This window comes from Pseudobacteroides cellulosolvens ATCC 35603 = DSM 2933 (assembly GCF_001262605.1).
GTDB lineage: Bacteria > Bacillota > Clostridia > Acetivibrionales > DSM-2933 > Pseudobacteroides > Pseudobacteroides cellulosolvens.
The window spans coordinates 6,302,846-6,320,874 of record NZ_LGTC01000001.1; the positions used below are offsets into that span (position 1 = coordinate 6,302,846).

The window sequence follows — 18,029 nt, forward strand, 5'->3', positions numbered from 1 at the left end:
AACAGCCGAAAATACTTAATGTATCCGGCTGCTCCTATACCTATTAGTTTAAAAAGTCATAACGAATTGAATTTGTTCTTGGATTATTTAAAATGTTTCCGACTTTTTTATTTTCTATCATAGCAATTTAATTTTATTGTTATCACTCAAGTTGTAAGCCAGCAGTTTTCTAATATAATCACTTATATTATATTCTTCAAGTTCAATTTGGCCTTGGAATATATTTTTTAGTTTCAAATTTTTAGGTGATATTTCTAGAATGTACCTCTCGTTTTCACCAAAACCATTGTAACCGCTCAATACTATTGTCAACCCTAAAATAGCATCATTAATAAATATAGCTGGCACTTCGTCATAAATATTTTTTTCCATTCCTTCAAACTTGAGACCTCCAAATAAAATTGATGATATATATACACCAACTTCACTAATACACAAAGCTGATTGAAAAGATATTATAGCTTTGATAAATGGGACTTTCATACAAATCCTCCTATTCTAATAGCTTGTAACCATATGGTACTACTTTACTTAAATACTCTGCCTCAGTCCATATTCTGAATGTAAATGGCTTACCTAATTCCGTTCTATATCCACTCAGACTATTAATAAATGCTTCTTCTAAATCATCAGCTATCAATTTAAACTCAGGTAAATTTCTGGCATCTCTAAAGAACACATTTGAATCAAATCGGGCTGCTAAACTATCACTAACAATAAATGCATCTACATCAAAATCCGTTGGATCAAATGGACCTTGCGTACTATGTTTAATTCCTGTTGCCAAAGAACCCCTGTATCCAACCTTAGCATCAGGAGAAAGTCTTTTAATATTAGCTACATAAGGAGACATTATATTATTGACCTGTGATACTATCTTCTGCCAACTTGCAACGGCATCAGCCGCTGCTGAACCTATCCTTGAAAGTTCATCTGGATCGATTATTCCTCTTGCCTTTGCATTTTCAATAGCTTCTTTCGCCGCAGCTGTCATTACTTCTGTACAAGTATTATGTACTAAAAGCCCATTTGTACCTACTAAATAAGTGTGGAAGTCCGCTACATTCAGGTTCCTTAATAACTCAGGCTTCAGTAAATATTATACATTGTTGTTCCTTTTCTTGCATTGGTTTTTCATAATACTCTGATTTATCTTTCATCATCCGGTAAATTATATTTACAAGCCTACGCATTACACATTTTAAACTCTGGGGTTTAGTTTTTCCCTCAGATATCTTCCTATTATAATACTCATGAAAATAAGGGTTAAAAGGTTTTCTCTGTCCTGCGTAGTTACTTACTACAAGTACTGCAAGGTGGAAAAATCTTAAGGTATTCTTCTCCATAATGTGGATCATCACATACACATTTTAATTTTATAAATATATAGTATAATAGTATAATAAATTAAAAACTTTTGGAGTTGTACTTCATGAATATTGTAAGTTTGGATAATCCACAATTGGATACTGCATTTAACTTTATAATGTACACAAACAGAAATGTCTTTCTAACCGGAAAAGCCGGTACCGGAAAAACAACTTTTTTGCATAAAATAAAACAAGTTTCCCCTAAAAGGATGATTGTTGTTGCACCCACAGGGGTTGCAGCAGTCAATGCAGGTGGAGTCACAATACACTCCTTTTTTCAGTTGCCTTTCGGACCTTTTATACCTGTTAATGATGAATTATCAACAAACAGTTCAGAAAGAAGTATTCAGAAATTTAACAGGGACAAGAAAAATATTTTAAGAAGCCTTGATTTGTTGGTAATTGATGAAATAAGTATGGTTCGTGCTGACTTGCTGGATGGAATCGATGATGTTCTCCGTAGATACAAGGACAGGGACAAGCCCTTTGGGGGCGTTCAATTGCTTATGATTGGGGACATTGCACAGCTTGCACCTGTTGTCAAAAACGATGAGTGGAGTATTTTGAAACAATGGTATGATTCTATATATTTTTTTAGCAGCAAAGCATTAAAACAAACGGATTTTATTAGTATCGAGCTTAAGCATATTTATAGACAATCAGATAGGATATTTATAGATTTATTGAACAAAGTAAGGGATAACAATCTGGATTCGGATGCTTTAGAACAATTAAATGAACGCTATGATGAAGAGTTTTCGAGAAATATTCCCGAAGGTTTTATAGTTCTTACTACTCACAATCAGCAGGCACAGGCTATCAATGAACGGAAACTTAAGCAGATTAATGAAAAAGAAATTCACTTTAAAGCTTCAACAGAAGGTGATTTCCCCGAATACTCCTATCCAACGGAATATGAACTGACCTTGAAAAAAGGTGCTCAGGTGATGTTTGTCAAAAACGATAATTCGGGCCAGAAGCTTTTTTATAACGGCAAAATCGGTATAATTGAAAAAATTCAGGGTGGAACAATTTATGTAAAATGCCCCGGAGAAGAGAAAAGTATTGCTGTAGACAAAGTCCAATGGCAGAATACAAAATATATAATCAATGAAGACACCCAGGAAATTCAAGAAGAGATAGCAGGTACTTTTACTCAGTATCCATTAAAACTTGCCTGGGCAATAACCATTCACAAAAGTCAAGGGCTGACATTTGACAAAGCAGTAATTGATGCAAATGCTGCTTTTGCCCATGGACAGGTATATGTAGCGTTGAGCCGCTGCAAAACGCTAGAGGGTTTGGTGCTAAGTTCTAAAATATCTTCAAAAAGCATCGTAAGGGACCCGACTGTCCGAAGTTTCTTAAATAATGTCGACCAAAACCAGCCCGGAGAAGAGGACTTTGAAAAATCCAAATATGAATACCAAAAGGATCTTGTTTTTGATCTTTATGATTTTAGTTTGGAAAGAAGCCAGCTTTGGTATTTAATAAAACTCTACAATGAAAATATGGGAAGTTTGCATACTGGGCTCAAAGAAAATCTTGATAAGATGATGTCTTTAAACGAAGAGTTAATAACAATATCGGACAAGTTTAAAGTGCAAATAATCCGACATTTGGAAGAAGAACCTGATGTGGAAAAGAATCAGCAGTTGAATGAACGTATAATTAAATCTGGAAAGTACTATGAAGAAAAAATTGCATCAGAGTTTTTAAAAATCCTAGAAAGCACAATTGTTGAAAGTGATAATAAGAGTATTAAGAAAAATATGGATAATGCACTGGAAAAACTGGAAAAGTTTTTATCAGTGAAAATGGCTTGCTTTAAGGTTTGTCAGAACGGATTTAATGTAAATAGCTACCTTTCGGCACGTGCAAAAGCTTCAATAGAAAAAACACCAAAAAAGACTTTGCTAAATTCCGAGGAGGCAGCACCTAAAAACATTAATCACCCAGAATTGTTTGTAATACTAAAAAAATGGCGTCTGCAAAAAGCATCTGAGTTGGATACCCAAGCATTTGGAATATTACATCAAAAATGCCTAATTAGTATTGTCAATGAACTGCCTTCAAACCTCACGGAACTGAAAAAAATAAAGGGAATAGGTAAGCAAAAACTAAAGGCTTTTGGTAATGAGATTTTAGAAATAATCCACTTGTATTGTAAAGAAAAAAATGTAAAAGAGGATAATTTCTCAGATGGTGAAAATGTAAAGGCTACAAGTATTGCAGATAATGATACAGGGAAAAAACCAGCACTCGTGAATATAGCTTTGAGCTTTACAAGCAGGGGCTTAACATAGAGCAGATTGCGTCGGAGCGTAACTTGAAAACATCTACAATTGAAGACCATTTATCAACATTTGTAGCAAGCGGCGAGTTGAAAATTTCTGAATTGATAGAACAACCCAGACTAGACCTGATTGTTTCGGCTTTTAAAAAGCACGGCACGGCCTTTATACAGCCTGTAAAAGAGGAATTGCGAGATGATGTGACATATGGCGAACTCAAACTTGTTAAAGCTTACTTGATGTCTGGGAGATACTAAGGCATGATTGAAATATTACTTCCCCTTTCTACGCGGATGTTGATGAGCTAAGAGGCTTGTTTTTTTAGGATATATATGCTATTTTAAGATTATTATTATAAAGCTATATATCTAAATAAGGAGTGTTGTAAATGAGAGCATCACAATTGTTGGGTGAGAGATATAAAGAAAAACCAGCTGAAGCAAATTTAATAAGCCATATGCTTTTGTTAAAAGGTGGGTATATTAGGCAAGTATCAAATGGAATATACTCTCTTCTGCCTCCAGCTAAAAGAGTTGTGGCTAAGATAGAGCGAATTATTCGAGAGGAAATGGATAGTATCGACGGACAAGAAGTACAGATGCCTGTGGTTATGCCAAGAGAACTGTGGGAAGAATCTGGGAGATATAAATCTATAGGATCGGAACTTGTTCGGTTTAGGGATAGAAACGAACACGATATGCTTTTAGGTATGACACACGAGGAAGCCGCTGTGCATTTAAGCAGAAATGAAGCAGTGACTTATAATAAATATCCTTTTATGATATATCAGTTTCAAACAAAATTCAGGGATGAGCCGCGAGCTAGAGGCGGACTTATTAGAGTACGTGAATTTACTATGAAGGATGCATATTCATTTCATACATCACAAAAAGATTTGGAGAATTATTATGAGAAATGTCTCGCTGCGTACAATAGGATTTTCAAACGTGTTGGCGTCCCTGAAGTCATAGCAGTTGGTTCAGATACTGGCATGATGGGTGGGAGTGTTGCTCATGAGTTTATGCTATTATGCGATGCTGGTGAAGATACGATTGCTATCTGTAACAATTGTGATTATAAAGCTAACCTTGAAGTTGCACAAGCCAGAAGTAAACATAAAGATTATGAGGAAGGAAAGCTTGAAGAAGAAAAGCTTGAAGAAGTATATACTCCTGATATTAAGAGTATTGATAACCTGGTGAGTTTTTTTGGGTTATCCGCGAAGAACTTCATAAAGGCCGCTGTATTTGCAGTTCAAAATTCAAACAAACCCTTAATAGTCTTTATCAGAGGCGATTTAGAGGTAAACGAAGCAAAGTTGAAAAAGGTAGTTTATGCAAATGTATTTCCCCTTACAGACTATACTGATATATCCCTCCATTTTGGTTTCATAGGGCCTTTGGGTCTGGATACTTCCAAGGTTGACATATTGTTTGATAAGTCACTGGAAGGTGAAGAAAATCTTGTCTGCGGTGCAAACAAAGTTGGATATCATTTAAAAGGTTTCAGTATGAAACGTGATCTCATACCGGAAAAATTTTATGATGTTGCAAAAATTAATCATGGAGATGAATGCTGTGTTTGCAATTCAGGAACCATCGAATTATCTAGGGGCATCGAAGTTGGTAATATATTCCAACTAGGGACTAAATATACAATGAGTATGAATATGACATACACTGATGTAGATGGTGAGCGCAAACATCCTATAATGGGATGTTATGGTATCGGAGTTGGCAGGTTGATGGCATCCGTGCTGGAAGTAAGACATGATGATTATGGACCAATTTGGCCTATATCAATAGCTCCTTGGCATGTACACATTTGCATATTAAATGGTCACAAAGGAAATGTTAAGGAAGTGGCTTTTGCATTATATGAAAAGCTTAAAGAACTTAAGTGCGAGGTTATTATAGATGATCGTGATGTAAATGCTGGTGTGCAGTTTGCTGATGCTGATTTGTTGGGTATACCAGTTAGAGTAATTGTAAGTCCAAAGAACTTGGATAATAATAAAATCGAGATAAGTACTAGAGATAAGACTATAAAGAAGTTAGTAGAAAAAGAGGATGCCGTAAAAGAAATACTTGATGTTGTAAATGATTTGTTAAAAGCTTGATTCGATAGCTATGCTATTCTATACTTTTATAAGGCTAAAATAAAACTTAAAAGTCTCCTTTTTGACAAGCGGTAGAGATATTTGAGTGTCAAGAAGGAGACTTTTTAATTTTACAAATTACTAAAGAAGTTGGCTTAAATTTCATCTACAATACAGAAAGATAGGAGATATTCATCTCAAAGGAAATTACTTGATTATTTATTTAAATGATAATAAAATACCTGTAGACGACAGCAGGGATTATATGATAAATCAAACAGTATATGCAATTGTATAAAATCATATAGGAGCTGTTTGTTTAAAAAATTTTATATACTAGGGGGGTATTAGATAATGAGAAAGAAATCAGTAAGCACATCAATTTTATTGGCAATTTCAATTGTATTATCGATGTTTCTTTGCAACTCTACGGCTTACGCTGCTGAACTGAAAGTGGAAATAGGTTCTGCAGGGGGGTATCCGGGAGCATTGGTTACAGTTCCGGTAAGCTTTTCAAATGTTCCTTCATCAGGTATAAACAACTGTGATTTTGTATTAAAATATGACAAAAGTATATTGGAAGCTGTAGATGATGGAGTGGAAGCAGGACCAATAACCAGAAACAATCCTGTAACATTTGATTACATTATCGATAAGAACAATGGCACGATAAAGTTCCTTTACTGCGACGAAACAGGCTTGGGAAATGAAGCAATAAAGTCGAATGGAGTATTTGCCAATATAAGGTTTTTAATAAAGCAAAATGCATATGCAAGTACATATAAAATAAAACCGACAGGTGAATTTGCATTTGGGGAAAACGGCCTGGAATACATACCTGCAAGCATTGACGAAGGAAGCCTGGAAATTATGATGAAACCGGAATTTAAAATATCCGGGTATATAGTACCTGACATTAATGACAGTCTGTTATCCTCAGACCAGAAATCCAACTTTAAAATAGAAATAGAAGGTACTGGAGCATGTACCATTACAGACAAAGATGGTTTCTTTGAATTGTATACCGACAGCGATACAAAAGACTATAATCTAATAATAACTAAAGAGGGATTTTTGTATAGAGTAATACAAGGTACAGACATCAAAAGTTCAAATGGCATTACTGAAGTATCTACAATGTCAACTCCCACCAAAATGTGGGCTGGTGATATAAATGGTGATGGGGCTATAAATATGGCGGATATAGTAGAGGTAAGTAAAGTATTCAACACCTCCAGTGATGACATCGGGTATAAAGCCAAATGTGATATGAATAAGGACGGACGGGTTAATATGGCGGATATAGTGGCCATAGCAAAGCACTTTGGCTGTGTTTCAGTTGATTATATATAAGAGGGGGGAGTAAAATGTTAAATAATTTATTAAAAAAGCTTTTAATAATATACACCGCTGTATTGGTGATTGGCTCTATTTCCTTTGCTTCAGTTGTTTTTGCAGAGGGAACTGCAATAGATGGGATGACTATAATTGATTTTAAGGATACCAATTTTGAAAGATGTATACTTGAAAAGATAGGTAAAGGTACCGGACATGTTTATGCTTCGGATGTTGCAGGGATAAAAGAGCTTAATTGTTCTAATGCCGGAATAACAGATATTGAAGGAATGCAGTATTTTGAAAACCTGGAAAAGCTGGACCTCTCCGGAAATAAATTAAGCTACATAACACCATTAGTGGGACTTAAAAAGTTAAACAGCTTATACCTTGCCAATAATGTCATTGAAGACTTTTCACCTGTAAAATCATATTATGATAATTTACAGCAGAAGGACTTCAGAATGGATTATGTGCCGGGTGAGTTGAATGGGGATGGTGAAATCAATTCTGCTGACAGGGAATTACTCAAGAAGTTCATTTTTGGGATTGAAAAGACTTTTCCTCTTGCAGTGGGATATGAATCAAGGCTTGCAGATTTAAACGGCGATGGGAAAGTTAACTCTATAGATTATGCGGCCTTTAAGAAGTTTTTACTCCAATACATTACTGTCTTTCCAAATAAAAATTACATACCTTTGGCAAATGAAAATGATTTTGAATTTGATACCTCTACTGGATTAATTGTTAAGTACATAGGAGCAGGCGGAGATGTGAGAATTCCTTGTGTGATAGGTGAAGTGCCTGTAAAGGGCATAGCAAATCTTGCATTTTCAGGATGTACGAAGCTTAGCCGCCTAATAGTCCCTGAAGGCTTAACATCTATAGGAGAATATGCATTTTCAGGCTGTGGTTATGTTACCGATATTGTTGTACCTAAGAGTGTAACAAACCTTGGAAGGTTTGCGTTTTCAGGTTGTGGTCTACTAACAGGAGTGTCAATACCAGCTGGTATTGACAGTATTGGAGATAATACATTTTACTGCTGCAGAAGCCTTTCCAATATTACAATTCCTTTTGGTGTAAGCAGTATTGGGAATAATGCATTTTATGACTGCGGTTCTTTAGACAGCATAATAATTCCTGAGAGCGTTATCGAAATAGGAGATAATGCATTCTCAGGATGCGGGAAGATAAATCGTATTGATATACCTCAGAATATAACTCGTATAGGAGAGGGAACATTTGCAAACTGCAGTAATTTAAACTATATTAGAATTCCAAATGGGGTTACGTCTATTGGAAAGAATGCTTTCAACGGCTGCAGAGCATTGAACACTATAGTTCTTCCTAATGCGTTAACTGCAATTGAAGAATATACATTTTCCGGATGTATAAGTCTTGGTAATATAGTGCTTCCAGCAAGCGTTACAAGAATAGGGGAATATGCATTCTCAACCTGCAATTCCTTATCCAATATAACTTTACCTAAGAACCTGAAATATATAGGTTATGGTGCCTTCTTCAGATGTACAGGTCTCAATTCCGTTAAAATACCAGGCAAAGTGGCAACAATAGAAGCAAGGGCATTTGAAGGCTGCAGCCAGCTGTTTTCAGCAGAATTTGCGGCAAATCAACCGGCCTATTTTGGGGATTATGCATTTGAGGGAACCGGTACAGGTTTTAGAATTGTAATTTTACCTGAGGCTAAGGGATTTGGAAGGCCTGATCCATACGATGATGAAAAATTCTGGACATGGTCTATAAATGGAAGGTCATCCTACCTGATAATTTTAAAGGGTGAGGAATATGTGACACCTACACCTACAGCAACTGCGACACCGACAAATACACCAACTCCTACCCAAGGGACTCATTTGGCTGATGAACAGGATTTTGAGTTTAACTATGAGACAGGGACAATTATAAAGTATATAGGCACTGGCGGAAATATAATAATTCCTGGTATAATTGGCGGAGTAGAAGTTACAGGAGTAGGAGATTATTCATTCTCAGGATGTTATGACCTGTTTAATGTGGTAATACCAGAAGGCGTAACCCGTATAGGTGACGGAGCATTCCAAAGCTGCAACAGGTTAGGCAGAATAACAATTCCCGAAAGTGTGGGTGAACTTGGTAGAAGTGCATTCCAAAATTGTGGATCGCTCCTTAGCGTAGTCATTCCTGAAGGAGTAACTGTTATAGGAGATCATACATTTACCGGCTGCAGTGAGCTTTTGAGTATAACAATCCCGAAGAACATTGCAGATATAGGGGATTATGCGTTTTCAGGATGTAGAAAACTGACAAAGTTTATAATACCAGAAAAATTAACTGCCATAGGAAATTTCACTTTCGAAGGCTGCAGCGGGTTAACTACTTTGGTGATACCTGAAGCTGTGACCTCTATAGGGGAGTATGCATTTTCAAACTGCAGTGGACTTAGCAAGATAACATTACCCAAGGGCGTTACAAGGCTTGGTAAGGGTGCATTGCAGGGCTGCAGCAGCATAACCGGATTAACAATACCTGAGGGTATAACCACAATAGAGGAAGCTACCTTCCAGGGCTGCGGCAGATTAATCAGCATTACTATACCTGATAATGTAAAGACCATTAAAAAATATGCTTTTGCAAGCTGTATAAGATTAATTGGTATAACAATTCCAAATAATATTACTGTGATAGAGGATTTCACATTCTCCGATTGCAGCAAACTGACAGATATAACCCTGCCAGGAAGCCTTACCGCTATAGGATATGGAGCATTCCAAAGATGCAGCTCACTGCTTGCAATAACCATACCTTCTGGGGTATCCTATATAGATGAAAGAGCATTTGAGGGATGCACCAAGCTGTGTATTGCGGAGTTTCTAGGCAAGGAACCCAGATTTGGAACGGATGTTTTTAAAGAAACTTCCGGAGAATTTAAAATTACAATATTGCCTTCGGTATATGGGTTTGGAAGATTAAATAATACATCTTGGATATGGATGCCGCAAAACAACCCTCAGTACAGGGTTGAAGTATCTCAGTAGATACGGTATGCAAAGTTTTAAGGCATATAAAAACCATACTAGGAATGACTAAAAATTATTAAAGTATACAACAGGAGAATTTTTAAGTGAACATAGTACCTTTTATAAAACGCAAAGCCAGTTGGATAGTGCTCTTTATGTTGATAATGTTGAAATATGCCTATTATGGCTACAGTTATTACCCTGTGCGTGACGACAATATAGCATATGGTGCATTCGGTTTTAACAGCAATGTTTTTACAGATGTTTTTTTGCATTATAAACTATATACTGTAAGGCCTTTAACAGGCTTATTGGATACGTATTTCTGGATGAAGCTCTGGGGAAATTTGGGGATAGCACTTTTTATTATAACCCTCTTGCATTTTGTAACGTGTGTTCTAATATACAAGGTGTTTAAAGCAAATAACCTTAACATAGGCTTTTTTGCCCTGATTGTATTCACATTGCTACCTTTGGGAAGTGAAGCCACATATTGGATAAACGCTTCCACACGCATTATAGTAGGCCTTTTCTTTACAGCGTTGTCACTATATTTGCTTTGCGTTTATCTTGGTAAGCAGGACAATTTAAAGCAGAGGTATATTATTTTAGGTGGGTTTTCAATTGTGAATCTCATTTCTCTTGGCTTTTACGAGCAGCTCATAGTGCTGAGTTTTTCAGCAGCAATGATGATAATTGTTATGAGCTGGAAAAGGTTAAAGAACAAATTTATTGCTGCTTTACCTGTTCTGAACTTGGGTATAATCGCTTTGTGGTATAAAGCTTTTAGCGGTCAGGGTATGCACTCGGGGCGTAGCACCCTTATTAATAAAGATTATATAGATCATACAGCCAAAGTAGCCTCTTCCATCTTTAAAATATGGACAAATACCCTATCTGAGCTTTGGAACTATGGATTCCGTAAAGGAATTAAGGTGATAGTTGAGGACAAAAATTTTATTTTTTTGGCTACAGCAATAGCATTATGCATTATCTTAGCCATATTGATAAGTAGAGAATGCAAAGAAAAAAATATAAAGTTAAAATTGAATATATTTAAATTTACCATGGGCGTTGTATTGTTTATACTGCCTTTGGTACCATTTTTCATACTAAATGATGTGATATTTTTCAAAAGGAATATCTTCCTATCATTTTTAGGACTAGGACTAATATTGGAGAGCATAATCAATCAGGCATCAAGGAATACTGTACTGAATATTGGAAAGGGTGTTGTAGTAGGCGTAATCACCTTTGTTTTTCTTGTAGGGAATGTATATGAATTGTACTATTACCGCCAGGTTGGGATTATAGATTATGAGATAGCCGGTAAGATATCAAAGGCTGATGGAGTAGACGAATTTTTAAGAGATCGTAAGGAACTTGTTCTTTTTAATTCCAAAGCAAAGTATGTGGAAGCATATACAAACAGGTCGCCTAACTGCACAGATGCTGATTGGTCATTAACAGGGCTGTTACAGGCGTATAATAAGATTGCTGATCTGAAATACAATGCATATCCTGTATCTGATAAAATTAAAATGCCTATGAGTGAAGAGAGAATTAAATCTTCAGTATTATTAGGAATCGATGATGCACGCAATGTATTTCCTCTTAAGATATCTAAAGAGTATGGAGATAAAATTGTATTATCCAAATCTGATGGAGGAGAATTTGGTGAAGTAGAAATCTTACCTGACAAATTAATAGAGTTTAAGAAGAAATAAATTCATTCCGTAATCCCTGTTGAAATTGGCCTTTCAACAGGGATTACCATACATTATTCTATGGTTTTGCTTCAAAGGACATGGATAAGGTTTGGATTTCTTTCATAAGTTTTGTTTCTTTTAAAAGAGTATTAATCATTTCCAATTTACACGATGAGTCTTTTTCAATCTGCTGCTCAAGTTGGGAATTGAAAGTAAGGAGTTCGTTTATCATATGCAAAAGCTTGTTAATATTTGCAGCAGGAATTTGGATAAAGTCACCTTCTTGCTTTGTCAGGGTGTCTTTTTTATCTATGCATGGTATCTGATCTTTTAAAGCACTTATAACTTCATATGCGGAAGCTTTATTTTCTTTGACTGCTATCTGTCCGAATTTTAAGTTTTCGGACTGCTTCTGCTTTTCCAGAATTTCATGCACATCATCCTCTTTTAAAATACCCTTTGACTGAAGAATATCTCCGATCCTTTGAGTGGAGTAACTGTCATTAATTTTCAGTTCATCAATGAATAAGTTTATTATCTTTTCACGGAATAGCTCATGAGCTTGGTTGTTATCAGGTGTTTTTAACACTGTTTCTATGATATGGAATGCCTGGGTAATAACTCCTAAACACCTAATGTCCATATCCTGATTTAGTTCAGCCTTTTCTCTTAGGATTTTGGCAATCTGTATTGAAGCAGATTTGATATAGCTCTTGGTTTTTGTCAAGTTAAGATTTGATATTGTTTCAAATAGTTCCACAACACTTTCGATTAAATAGCTGTTTGATGTGCTTTCTATATCTACAAGCTGAATACTTATATCTGTTATGGACTTTAAAATTTTTTCCTTCATTCTATGACTTTCAAGAATTATAGTTATCTCTTTCTGATGTATGCAATAACTTCTTACTGATGATACATCATCTAATTTTTCCAAATCCTCAATAAGCTCGGCAATATCTTTTTCCGTTAGTATTAGAAACTGCATTGTAGTGCCTTCAAAACTGAAGACCCCATTTTTAAATGACTCATCATCAGGTCGGGCCGGATTGGAGTAGAGAAGCATTGAAAAGGTTTCGATCTTTTGAAAAATGAGCCAAGCACGAACTGATTTCATAATACAGCCTTCGGAAAAATCCACCTCCAGGCTGTAAGGACTAAAGCCCCTTTCCAAATTGCCTGCTATAACTTGCCAGATTTTCGGATCAACATTTATATAGGGGAGAATGCTTATATCTTCTGTAAACATTACCTTTGAAGGATGAAGGAACCTATTTGATTCAACGTAATTTACGTTTATTGAAGAAAACAGTTCTAGCATTCTGCTTATATCTAAGCTGGTGTCGGAGTTGTTTCTTTCTATAGTAACAAGACAATTTTCAAGAAAATCATGGCAAGCATATAATATATCATAAATGCTCTCCGAGAACTGCCTGGTGCCACTCTTTATTTCATAAAGAATGTCTTCCATTGTATGCATGACCTTCTCAATCTGTTCAAACTCCATAGCAGCAGAATTGTCTTTAATGGTATGTGCAACATGGAATATAGTATTAATAATGTCAGCATCACTTCTTCCACATTTAATATCTATTAAGGCCGTGTTAAAACTACTAAGATTATCTTTTAAATCTTCTATATAGCCTTGAAGTATAGCATTCATACCACAATCAGCTCCTTAACTTATATATGCTGCCCTCTAAATAATAAAAGATTAGCCGTTTTCCATTTAGACTATTATAAATAAGTCAATATGAGTATCGACACATTTTAAAGAAGATTTATAATAAATTAGAAATAAATTATTTGTATTTTTCATAGCTATATGTTTTGCATTAATCATTTTGCATTTTTAATTATTGCAAAACATTTTCCTTGATTCATATGTTGCGAGAAAATTGATTTTTGTATTGCAAAATCCATATATTGTTATTAAAATTCAATATAAGAGGGCGATAAAATAAAAATTTACTAATTCCAATTTGTCAGTTATAATATAGTTAGATATTGTATGTTTTTTTTATATTAGAAATTCTAGAGAGAATAGGAGGTAAAAGGTAGGTGTACATTAAATTTTTGATTAAACAGGGGGGATGTGAGACATAGACGAGGCCACGGCTTTAATCCTTTATTCTTATTAATTAAAAATAAACCCATATATTTATTTTATATATTTACAAATTAGCTTTCAATTCACCTCATAGTCGTCGTTAATGTAAAATTTTGTTGTAAATATCATTCGAAATAATTTAATTTCCATTTATATATATTCTTTTAGAGCCTCAGCCAATTTTTGTATTTAAATACTTTTTGTTTTGTAAATTTCAAAATCAATTAGTATTAAATTTAATTGTTATATAAATTTGAAAGGGGAATTAATAATGAAGCAAATAAAAACTATTAGAAGTATGACCAAAAAAGCTGTATCTTTACTTTTGACAATGGGAATTCTTATTGCAGCTATGCCTGTAATGAATTCATCAGCTGCTGATACAGCTGAAAAAGGTACTTTGACGCTTAGCGTAGACAAGACATCAGCTATTCAAGGTGACATCATTACTGCTACTTTAAGCATAAAAAACATTAAAAACTTTGCAGGCTATCAGGTAAACATGATGTATGATCCAAAAGTTCTGCAGCCAATAATTCCTTTTGGTGATGATTTTTTGCCTTACCTCAATTTAACAGCCGTTGAGCCAGGAACATTGCTTGCTAACTCGAAATATTCTCCTGTTGACTTGGTTTTCCATGATGTTGAGATAGGTCTTTTAAGCTTCGGCAGATCATATGTCCAACTTGCTTCATATAAAAACTCAGCAAACGTTGAATCAACTGGGTCCATTGGAGTAATAAGATTCAGAGTATTGAAAGTACTTCCAACTGAAATATATTTCAAGGACACAAAAGTATTACCTAATGGATTTGTAGGAACATCAATTTTTGATTATAATGGTGCACAAACAACTTATTATGATATAATTCAACCTGGAAAAATATTTACAGGCAGTTCTTCAACTCCAAAGGTTATAACTCCAGGTCCAACAAGTACACCGGCACCAGTTGGTGTTCCTGAAGATATCAATGGAGACAGGGCTGTTAATATGGCAGACGTTGTGCTTATGGCTGCAAGCTTTAATGCAATTTCTACATCACCTAATTACAACAAGAAATGCGATATAAATAATGACGGAACAGTTAATATGTCAGACGTTGTCAAGCTTTCATTAAAGTTCAACTATACATATTAAGGCATTATTAATAAGTGAGAATATTTAATAGCAAAACAAAGGGACTGGTATATACCCCTCAATTGGGGTTGATACCAGTCCTTTTAATATTTGGCAAGGAAATTATGGTGTATTCTGTACCTATTGATTAAAGTAATCGTTGGAGGTCCTATTGAAGTATTTTGCCATAATAACTATATCTGCAATGTTAATTGCTTTATCCATATTAAAATCACAATTGGAACTGTACAACGAATCCCCTAAAGTGCTATTGAAGCGTTTGGCGATTTCCACAACATCTTTCATATTTACCACATTGTCCTGATTCCCGTTGATAGATACATCTCCAGGCCATAATTCCAAAGGTTTTTCCTGTGTCCCTATTTGGGTTATTCCTTTATTTTCAATATTGTTTATCTCTCTTTTAAGATAACCGTCTTTTGTGATTATTAATGAAATTGGCTTATCATTATATATAGGCAGTTCGAAATACCCACTTGAATCAGTGTATGAATATTGTTGTGTGTCTGCAATTTTCACCTGGAATCCTTTATTTAGCTCACTATTAGTTTTATCAAAAGCTGGCTTTATATATCCGCATATTTTTTTGCCCAGCGGACCTAAATCAAGAATTTCACTGCCCGGATCTGCTTTCCATGACTTTGAAAATTTGAACCAATCAATATTACAGCTTCCTTTTCCTTTGAAAATTACATAAAGGTTGCTGCTTACCCAGTCTGAGCTTCCGGAACTCATTCTAAAAGCTTGTTCACTGAATTTCAATGGATCATTCCCGGTATTTTTGAGTTGGAAGGTACCTAAAAGTGGACCATCCAATGAGTTAACCCTTACCTCAAGGCTATTTTCACCACTGTCTCCCCATACCGAAGCATTAACTGAAAATATGTCAATGGAGTCATAATATGCATAACCGCTTAATGTTACACCATTTATTATGACATAATCACTGTCGTCGCATGAAGTGATATAATCCTTTTCCTTTACAACACCTGAAATATCACAATATTCAGCGTCTCTAACAGTTGGTCTGGAATACCCGCTTGGAACAGTTGGTTGCGGCGTTGGCTGCTTGGATAACCTTTTAACCGATATGGTATCAGCAATACATGTACCTTCAGAAACTGACTTAACCATTACTGTAATCCAGCTGTCCTTTTTATATTCCATAAAAGTGCCGAATTTCTTAGTTAAGCAGAAGCTTCCGCTAGTATTTATGTTATAAAAGCTGTCTACTTGTTGTCCATCATGAAAAATAGTATATTTAGATAAAGTATTTTGAGCACCTTCAGGTATTAATGCGGTTATTTCATAATATCCATCCTCAGGTATTTGATATCTCCATAAAGCAGTGCTTCCAATCTTTGTTGAGAGCCTATATGTCCCGTTAACCCCACCACTTTGTTCCTGCCATTCACCTTTTTCAAAATACTCTTTTGATGAATTATCGATTATTACAGGAGTATATTCAATTGTTGGAGTAGGAACAACGGTAGGAGTAGGTGTTGATGTGCCGGGTCCATAATTTCTGGCATTTATCTGATAATATAATCCTTTATATTTATTATTTCCATAGTAGCTGACTTTAAGAACATCTCCTACAGGCATATTTATGTATTTAGGTAAATAGTTAAAATAAGCTATTCCGGAATTATCTGTTATGGAGTATGCATCTATATCCCAATTGTAGTTCGATCTTTCAATATTTATAGTCTGTCCTGGTATAGGGTTACCGGACATATCTTTTAATTGGAATCCAATCTTTCCACCCATTCCATTAATTGAAATAACTTTTTCATCTATACCACGGAAATAATCAATATTATCGCATAACGGAACAAGTTGAACTGAATCTGGTTGTTTTTTTTTCTCAGCAGCACTACCTGTGAGTTTAAACCAATCATATCGACCGCTGCAATTTCCCTTAAATACCAGATAAATATTGCATGATGCACCACTGATTGGAGTCAAGGTGGTGTTTTGCTCCAAATAACATGATACTCTTTCATTGGTGTTTATTAATTGAAGTGTGCCTAATAGCTGTCCTGTAGTACTATCTTTTCTAATTTCAATCTGCCCTGGCTCGGTATTTTGATCAAGAGAAATTCCTGCACTGAAAATATTATTGGGAATATGCCCGCAGCCAAAGCTTACATTTGGAATCAATATGTTTCCGCCTTGTTTTCCGGCATAAAGATATGTATCTTCTTTAATAATATCCCCTCCGAATATGCAGTTCTCTGCTTCTGCATATACAGGTATTGCCGCAGCACATGGAGAAGGAGTAGGCCTTGGAGTGGGAGTTGAGGTAGGTTCTGCGACACGAATAAATTCTACTTTATCGGCAATGTGCTCTGTACCTGAGGTAACTGTTAGATATATTTTAACCACAATATCTTTCTCAAAATAATACTTTAGAGTTTCAGGTAGGCATGTTTGGTCTTGATAAAAACAATCTATTACTTCATAGTTTTTAATAACTGTATATTTTGCAGTTTTTGCATTTGTATCTCTTAATGGATAGGATATGGAAATATCATAGTAGCCTGAAGCGGGTACTTTATAATACCAGCAAGCTGTATCACCGACTTTGCTGCTTATTTTGCTGAGCCCGCCATTGCCTTCTTTTATGTGTCCACTCCATACTTCTGGTGCTTCATAATAACCGTATGATTGCTCTGGTGCAAAAAGATCATAATCTATAACACATATGTTATCTGTGCTTTGTGATGGATCTGCGTAGGCTTTCGCGTTGAAATGCGTTGACGGATCAAATGATGTTAAGGAAAATAAGAAAATTATTGATAGTACGATAGAAATTATTCTTCTAAATTTCATTAATACACCCCTAAAATTTTAGAGATACCTTTGTAAATGAGGTATTCACTTTGATATATAAATCTAATATGATTATACCCCGATTAAGTATTTGATGTCAATTATGGTTTACAAAGATGG

Annotated in this window: 12 protein-coding genes; 7 read left to right on the forward strand and 5 right to left on the reverse strand. The window is 35.2% G+C overall.

From position 1 onward, the window contains the following. Window positions 1–117: 117 nt before the first annotated feature. The 3 genes from Bccel_RS26110 to Bccel_RS26120 form a co-directional block, all read right to left on the reverse strand. Window positions 118–483: a hypothetical protein gene (locus Bccel_RS26110; protein WP_050753880.1), complete on the reverse strand. Its 366-nt coding sequence runs from the start codon at window positions 481–483 to the stop codon at window positions 118–120. A 10-nt stretch (window positions 484–493) separates the two neighbouring features. After that, window positions 494–994, reverse strand: a complete 501-nt coding sequence (locus tag Bccel_RS26115) for a hypothetical protein (protein WP_036945205.1) — start codon at window positions 992–994, stop codon at window positions 494–496. An 88-nt stretch (window positions 995–1,082) separates the two neighbouring features. Next, window positions 1,083–1,346, reverse strand: a complete 264-nt coding sequence (locus tag Bccel_RS26120) for a hypothetical protein (RefSeq protein ID WP_050753881.1) — start codon at window positions 1,344–1,346, stop codon at window positions 1,083–1,085. 86 nt (window positions 1,347–1,432) lie between these two features. Between Bccel_RS26120 and Bccel_RS32225 the strand changes: the two genes are divergently transcribed. From Bccel_RS32225 to Bccel_RS26150, 6 genes are all read left to right on the forward strand, one after another. After that, window positions 1,433–3,676, forward strand: coding sequence for an HRDC domain-containing protein (locus Bccel_RS32225; RefSeq protein WP_082225167.1), 2,244 nt, complete (start codon window positions 1,433–1,435; stop codon window positions 3,674–3,676). A gap of 5 nt (window positions 3,677–3,681) precedes the next feature. Beyond that, a complete protein-coding gene (locus Bccel_RS26130; protein ID WP_242857087.1) occupies window positions 3,682–3,921 on the forward strand; it encodes a helix-turn-helix domain-containing protein in 240 nt (79 codons plus the stop codon). Between the two features lie 131 nt (window positions 3,922–4,052). After that, window positions 4,053–5,783, forward strand: coding sequence for a proline--tRNA ligase (locus tag Bccel_RS26135; protein WP_036945210.1), 1,731 nt, complete (start codon window positions 4,053–4,055; stop codon window positions 5,781–5,783). Window positions 5,784–6,116: 333 nt separating this feature from the next. Then, window positions 6,117–7,115, forward strand: coding sequence for a cohesin domain-containing protein (locus Bccel_RS26140; protein ID WP_036945212.1), 999 nt, complete (start codon window positions 6,117–6,119; stop codon window positions 7,113–7,115). Window positions 7,116–7,129: 14 nt separating this feature from the next. After that, window positions 7,130–10,135 (forward strand): leucine-rich repeat protein, encoded by a 3,006-nt coding sequence (locus Bccel_RS26145; protein ID WP_036945214.1) that lies wholly within the window; start codon window positions 7,130–7,132, stop codon window positions 10,133–10,135. An 86-nt stretch (window positions 10,136–10,221) separates the two neighbouring features. After that, the gene (locus tag Bccel_RS26150; RefSeq protein WP_036945216.1) at window positions 10,222–11,844 is read left to right on the forward strand and encodes a hypothetical protein; all 1,623 of its coding nucleotides are present in this window, start codon (window positions 10,222–10,224) and stop codon (window positions 11,842–11,844) included. Between the two features lie 58 nt (window positions 11,845–11,902). Here Bccel_RS26150 and Bccel_RS26155 read toward each other — a convergent pair whose 3' ends face one another. Further along, window positions 11,903–13,489 carry an Hpt domain-containing protein gene (locus tag Bccel_RS26155; protein ID WP_036945217.1) on the reverse strand — a complete coding sequence of 529 codons (1,587 nt, stop codon included), beginning with the start codon at window positions 13,487–13,489 and terminating at the stop codon, window positions 11,903–11,905. 718 nt (window positions 13,490–14,207) lie between these two features. Between Bccel_RS26155 and Bccel_RS26160 the strand changes: the two genes are divergently transcribed. Further along, entirely contained in the window at window positions 14,208–15,074 is an 867-nt protein-coding gene (locus tag Bccel_RS26160) for a cohesin domain-containing protein (RefSeq protein WP_036945220.1), read from the forward strand. A 120-nt stretch (window positions 15,075–15,194) separates the two neighbouring features. Here Bccel_RS26160 and Bccel_RS26165 read toward each other — a convergent pair whose 3' ends face one another. Then, complete coding sequence (locus Bccel_RS26165) at window positions 15,195–17,909, reverse strand: carbohydrate-binding protein (protein WP_036945222.1); 2,715 nt, start codon at window positions 17,907–17,909, stop codon at window positions 15,195–15,197. Window positions 17,910–18,029 lie beyond the last annotated feature (120 nt).